The sequence below is a fragment of the Shewanella surugensis genome (assembly GCF_023284005.1).
GTDB lineage: Bacteria > Pseudomonadota > Gammaproteobacteria > Enterobacterales > Shewanellaceae > Shewanella > Shewanella surugensis.
Genome location: NZ_JAKIKS010000196.1, coordinates 1 through 6,270, shown reverse-complemented (window position 1 = coordinate 6,270; position 6,270 = coordinate 1). Strand labels below are relative to the sequence as shown.

The window sequence follows — 6,270 nt, the reverse complement described above, 5'->3', positions numbered from 1 at the left end:
TCATCGGGATCAATTAACACTCGGAATGTAGATAGTGCCTTGGGCACGGACTTAAGCCCTTTTAGGGCGTCACCCAAATAAGCCTCCGGCTTTGCCGGAGGTAAGTTAACTGCGTGGTGTCAATTCAAGTTTCTTTCACCCCCAATGCTTTGTGATTGTAATAAAGTCGAGGCTGCAGCGGGGACTGAAAGGCTATTATTCAAGTATCAAAGGTTGGAGGCGGAAGATGAACAAGACTATACATCTGACGGTCGCAGAAGCGTTAGCTAAATATCTTGCAGCACAGAAAATTGAAATTAATGGAAAGATAGAGCAGCTATTTGGGGCCGCTTTTGCCATATTTGGTCACGGTAATGTAACTTGCTTTGGTCAACAATTGAAAAATATTTCTGATAAAATCCCGACATGGCGAGGACAAAATGAACAATCGATGGCCATTGCTGCGATTGCTTACGCCAAAGCTAATCAACGTCGACGTATCGGTATTGCGACCAGTTCAATTGGACCTGGTGCGACGAATATGCTGACAGCAGCAGGTGTTGCCCACACTAATCGCTTGCCTTTGTTATTGATTTCAGGTGATGCTTATGTGAGTCGCTTACCGGATCCTGTTTTACAACAACCAGTCAACTTCGACGATCCCTCTATAACCGCCATTGATGCTTTCAAACCACTGACACGCTATTGGGATCGTATTATATCGCCTTCACAACTCATGCATACTTTGCCACAAGCGCTCGATGTATTACTTGACCCTGCTATGTGTGGCCCTGTATTTCTTGGTTTACCGCAAGATATTCAAGGTGTCGCCTACTATTTTCCAACAGTATTTTTTACCGATAAAATACACAGGATCCGTCGCCCTGAGCCTGAGGTATGGGCACTTGAAGAAGCGAAGTCGCTTTTGTTACAAGCCAAGAAGCCGTTGATTATTTCTGGCGGTGGCGTGCATTATTCGTTGGCAACTGACGAGTTAGCTGAGATGGCAATTAAACACAATATTCCGGTGGTTGAGACCATTGCTGGCCGTGCCACCATGCTACAAGATACCCCGTTAAATGCGGGTCCCATCGGTGTAACAGGCTCTGACTCGGCCAACCACATGGCGAACGAAGCGGATGTCATATTGGCTATAGGTACGCGTCTTCAAGACTTTACCACGGGCTCATGGACCGTATTTAAGCACCCTGACATGAAGCTTATTAGTATTAATGTGGGGAGATTTGATGCGATTAAGCACCAATCCTTCCCTATTTTGGGAGATGCAAAAATCTGCATGGCTAAATTGTCAGTATTATTAGGTGATTGGCGTTCATCAAAGCTGTGGTCTGATAAAGCTAAAAAAGAATCTGACGATTGGAAAGATCTCGTGCATCGTCGTACCCACCCGCAAGCAGGGGGTTTGTTGCCGAGCCTGTCTTCGTATGCAGAAGTGATCGGTAAGTTAAACCATTTGATGGAACAAGGCGACACGGTGTTGACCGCAGCAGGAGGACTTCCAGCGGAATTAGCGATGAACTGGCAGAGTTACCAAATTGGGAAGTTCGATATCGATTTTGGCTATTCATGCATGGGTTATGAAATTGCTGGAGGTTGGGGAGCTAAAATGGCTAATCCAAACAAAGAGGTGATTGTGCTCGTGGGGGATGGGTCTTATTTAATGCAAAATTCTGATATTTACTCATCCGTACTGACTGGGCACAAGATGATAGTGGTGGTGTGTGATAATGGGGGTTTTGCCGTGATTAATAAATTACAGCAAAATACGGGCAATGAGTCGTTTAATAATCTCTTAGCAGATTGTCGCCGTCCAGAGGGGAAGGTCGCTCGTGTCGATTTTGCGAAGCATGCTGAAGCTCAAGGTGCTATCAGCGAGAAGTTAACGTCCATCATTGAATTTGATGCCGCTTTTGCACGTGCCAAAGCGGCTGACAGAACTTACGTTATCGTGGTTGATATTGATCCAGTATCACCTGCGGCGTGGTCTCAATGTGATTGCTGGTGGGAAGTGGGATTACCCGAGGTGACACACAGCAAGGAAGCTGCAAAGAAAGTCTCTGACTGGGAAGCGGGTCGCTCCGCACAACGTCGAGGTGTGTAGTGTCATTTTATAACATCATTTTATTTACTTATTATGTCTGTTTAGTATTCAAATATTATTGAAAATAAGAATTTAATTCGGTTTTTATGTTTGTTCAGGAGTTGAGCTATGTTTGATGAAGAATGTCATTTTAACCAGCCCATTCGTTGGGGAATGGTGGGGGGAGGCCGTAACAGTCAGATTGGTTATTCACATCGTAATGCAGCGCAACGTGATGGTTTGTTTAAGTTAGTGGCTGGTGCTTTTGACCTAAATGCGAGTCGTGGTCGCGATTTCGGTATCAATCTTGGTCTCGATAGTGACCGCTGTTATGCCGACTACAAAGAGATGTTTGCTGCTGAAACGCAACATGAAGAAGGGATTCAAGCCGTATCCATCGCGACGCCCAATGCGACTCATTATGAGATCTGTAAAGCGGCACTTGAAGCTAGGTTGCATGTAGTGTGTGAAAAGCCGATTACTTTCACCACCGAAGAGGCGCAAGAGTTGAAACTCATTGCGGAAAAAAATAATTGCGTTATTGGTGTGATGTATGGTTACAGCGGTTTTCCTATGGTGCAGCAGGCTCGTGAAATGGTACAGCGTGGTGATATCGGTGATGTCCGTATAGTCAATATGCAGTTCGCTCACGGTTTTCATAATGAAGAACTCGAATTGACCGAGCCTGCGCTTAAGTGGCGTGTAACCCCTGAAGTCTCTGGCTCAACTTACGTACTGGGTGATAGCGGGACACATCCATTTAACTTGTGTGGATTCATAACCGGTCTAAAAGTCGAACGTTTATCATGCATGCGGCAAAGCTTCATTAAATCGCGAACACCGTTAGAAGATAATGCCCATGTGATGATGGAATTCTCCGGCGGTGCTGTAGGTACGCTGTGGGCATCAGCTGTCAATGCAGGATCGATGCATCAACAGAAAATCCGCATTGTTGGTGAGAAAGCATCTATTGAATGGTGGGATGAGCAACCGAATCAACTGCGCTATGAAGTGCAAGGGGAGCCAGCACGAGTACTAGAGCGTGGTATGGGATATTTATACCAAGATGCTGTCGGTGTTTCGCCGGATCGTATAGGCGGTGGTCATGCTGAAGGCTACTTTGAGTCATGGGCCAATATTTATCACTGTTTTGCGCTAGCATTTGATGCGGCAAATCGTAACAATCAAGAAGTGCTCTCAAGCCTTATATTTCCTGGGATCGATGCGGGTATTGACGGCGTTCGTCTGTGTGAAAAATGCGTCGAGTCCGCCGAGAAAAATGCCGCGTGGGTGAAATATAAGTAACAGGAAAGCATTATGTCGAAGATTGCACTGCAGCAAAATCGTTCACTGGATGTCATAGTGTTAGGTCGTGCAGGGGTTGATCTCTACGCTCGAGAATCAAACAAGGATATGGCTGATATTTCAGGGTTCAACAAATTTGTTGGCGGTTCAGCTGCAAATATTGCTGTGGCGGTCAGTAAATTAGGTGGAAAAAGTGGCTTTGTTGGGTGTGTGGCAGATGATGCTTTTGGTGATTATGTTAAAGGTTATATGTTAGCTCAAGGGATTAATCTTGATGGATTGATGACGGATGCATCGGGTTCACGCACATCTGTGGCATTCACGGAAATGAAGCCAACGGATTGTACTGTGTTGATATACCGTAACAACGCCTCGGATTTGACTATCAAACCAGAACAAGTTAGCCAAGCATATATTGCGAGTGCCAAAATATTGGTCGTGACAGGTACCGCGTTATCTACCAGTCCAAGCCGTGAAGCAAGTTTGCTGGCAATGGAGTTCGCTCGCCGAAACAATACCGTGGTAGTGCTGGATATCGATTACCGTCCTTATTCATGGCGTACTGATGTGGATGCGTCTATTTATTATGGTATCGCAGCGGCCTTGTCTGACATAGTGATCGGTAATCGTGAAGAATTTGACATGATGGAAACAGTGCTAGCACCCAGTAATAAAGATGATGATATGACAGCTAAGCTCTTTTTACATGGGAACACCCAAATCTTAGTGATCAAGGCAGGTGAGCTGGGATCGAAAGTATATTGCCAAGCGAGTGAAAAGTTTCAACAAGGTATTTACCATGTTGATGCACAGAAACCATTTGGTTCAGGAGACGCGTTTGCGGGGGCATTAATTTGGACACTGGTGAATGACGGCGAATTAGAGGAGGGTATAAAGCATGGTTCTGCGGCTGCAGCAATTAATGTCAGTGGCAATAGTTGTACCGAAGCGATGCCAACAAAAAAGCAACTTTTTGATTTTATTAAGGCTAATAAACAAGATCTAGCAGTGAGGAGAAAATGACCATGGGTAAACATATTCCCCCGTTTAATAATGAAAATCAGCCAATTGTCGATGTGAATGATGATGTCACACCGCTGTGTTACTTTAATCAAGTGTATTTAAAGAAAAATGAGCAACATGAGCATCGCGTTGAAGGGTATGAATCTATTATCGTATTAGCCGGTGGAATGTGTCGTATTACGGTGATAAATGATGTTGATAAGGCTGATAAAAACATGGTCTTCGATAATGTGGGGCAGCGCGCTTCCGTATGGGAAGGGGATCCTGAATCGGTCTATGTCCCGTTGGGTTATAGTGCGGTGATTGAGAACCTCAGCGACCGTGCGGACATCATGATTGCTGGTGGACGTTTTGATACATCTCTTCAACCTTTTTGTGTGCGCACTGAGAATGTCGACATGGTGCAATATGGCTCAGATGACACTAAAACACACCGTAAAATTAAACACATATTAGGTCAATCTAATACAGATAAACGTGGTCGTCTTCTCGTCAGTGAGCTATTTACGGTAGGGGCTGGCGGTTGGTCAGGTTTTCCTCCACATAAACATGATGTTGATCGTGTGAAAGATGATGGTAATAACGAAACAGCATTTGAAGAAGTGTATCAGTTCCGTTTTTATCCAGACATTGGTTTTGGTGCGCAATTTTTATATGAGCATGAAGATGATTTTGGCCCTGTTTATCATGTGCGAACAGGCTCAGTGATTAAGATCAATAAAGGCTATCATCCAAGTGTGGCAGCGCCAGGTTACGAGATGTATTACTTCACCGTTATAGTGGGGAGAACCTCCCAATCATTGAGTCAGCATTTTGACCCACATCATGCCTATCAAGTTGAAACGATCCCTGGCATCAAAGACATGATCGCCAAATTCAAGTAATCAGGAGTGTGGATACGATGTTAGTTAATTTAAATGATTTATTGCCGCAAGCTGCTGCTGCTGCTTATTCAGTTCCGTGTTTTAGTATATTTGGGTTTGAGGATGCCAAAGCCGTCGTCGAAGCAGCAGAAACGGTGAATAAACCAGTCATTCTGAGCTGTAATAAGGACATGGTGGATTTTTATGGCGTTGAAACGGTCGCGGCGATGCTATTGAATGGGGTACATAATAGCAGCGTACCTGTGTGCTTACATTTGGATCACACTTACGATGAAGCGATTGTTTTTCGTGCATTGAAGGCGGGCTTTAGTTCCGTGATGTTTGATGGTTCTCAGTTGCCGTTAGTTGAAAATATTGCCCGCACCCGAGTCGTAGCTGATGTGGCACATGCATTAGGTGCATCAGTAGAAGGTGAAATTGGTTCGGTGCCTTATAATGAGGGGCGAGATCATATTAAAACCATCGATACCCGTCCGGCAGATGCGGTACGTTTTGCTCGAGAGAGTGGTGCTGATTGCATGGCGGTTTCTGTCGGTAATATTCATCGTATGACAGAGCCTAGTTGTATCATAGACTTTGGTTTATTAGAGCAGATCGCGACAAAAGTATCGCTGCCGTTGGTGATCCATGGTGCTACAGGGATCCGCGATGCAGACATGAAGAAACTGAAAAAGAGCCGTGTGGCTAAGTTTAATATTGGTACCTGTTTACGTCAGGCATTGTGGCATAACTTACGTGAGCAGATGAATAATGAACCACACAAGTTTGATCGTATTTATTTTATGAAAAAAGCTATGCCTTTTGTCACGGAAGAAGCAATCCGTAACTTTGAATTATTATCATAGAACATTAACAGTTTAAGTAGTCCTTAGATTGCCATAATAACCGACACACTTTGGTATAGAAAAGAGGGTTAGCTGCCTATAAGCTTCAATCTCTCACAAAATCGGCCAAGGTTCTCAAATGAAAAACCAATAT

General features: G+C 44.4%; 5 protein-coding genes. All 5 read left to right on the top strand.

The annotated features are described in order from the left end of the window. The first annotated feature begins 226 nt into the window (after nt 1-226). Nucleotides 227-2,101, top strand: coding sequence for a 3D-(3,5/4)-trihydroxycyclohexane-1,2-dione acylhydrolase (decyclizing) (gene iolD / locus L2764_RS25315; RefSeq protein ID WP_248943140.1), 1,875 nt, complete (start codon nt 227-229; stop codon nt 2,099-2,101). A 108-nt stretch (nt 2,102-2,209) separates the two neighbouring features. Then, complete coding sequence (locus L2764_RS25310; protein ID WP_248943139.1) at nt 2,210-3,385, top strand: Gfo/Idh/MocA family protein; 1,176 nt, start codon at nt 2,210-2,212, stop codon at nt 3,383-3,385. Nucleotides 3,386-3,397: 12 nt separating this feature from the next. Further along, nucleotides 3,398-4,408, top strand: coding sequence for a 5-dehydro-2-deoxygluconokinase (gene iolC / locus L2764_RS25305; protein ID WP_248943138.1), 1,011 nt, complete (start codon nt 3,398-3,400; stop codon nt 4,406-4,408). 2 nt (nt 4,409-4,410) lie between these two features. Next, nucleotides 4,411-5,292, top strand: a complete 882-nt coding sequence (locus L2764_RS25300) for a 5-deoxy-glucuronate isomerase (RefSeq protein ID WP_248943137.1) — start codon at nt 4,411-4,413, stop codon at nt 5,290-5,292. A 17-nt stretch (nt 5,293-5,309) separates the two neighbouring features. Then, nucleotides 5,310-6,137 carry a class II fructose-bisphosphate aldolase gene (locus L2764_RS25295; protein WP_248943136.1) on the top strand — a complete coding sequence of 276 codons (828 nt, stop codon included), beginning with the start codon at nt 5,310-5,312 and terminating at the stop codon, nt 6,135-6,137. Nucleotides 6,138-6,270: the final 133 nt, after the last annotated feature.

What these genes read in the sequence shown, in the direction of transcription:
- iolD (WP_248943140.1), top strand. Translation starts at nt 227, where the DNA reads ATGAACAAGACTATACATCTGACGGTCGCAGAAGCGTTAGCTAAATAT.
- L2764_RS25310 (WP_248943139.1), top strand. Translation starts at nt 2,210, where the DNA reads ATGTTTGATGAAGAATGTCATTTTAACCAGCCCATTCGTTGGGGAATG.
- iolC (WP_248943138.1), top strand. Translation starts at nt 3,398, where the DNA reads ATGTCGAAGATTGCACTGCAGCAAAATCGTTCACTGGATGTCATAGTG.
- L2764_RS25300 (WP_248943137.1), top strand. Translation starts at nt 4,411, where the DNA reads ATGGGTAAACATATTCCCCCGTTTAATAATGAAAATCAGCCAATTGTC.
- L2764_RS25295 (WP_248943136.1), top strand. Translation starts at nt 5,310, where the DNA reads ATGTTAGTTAATTTAAATGATTTATTGCCGCAAGCTGCTGCTGCTGCT.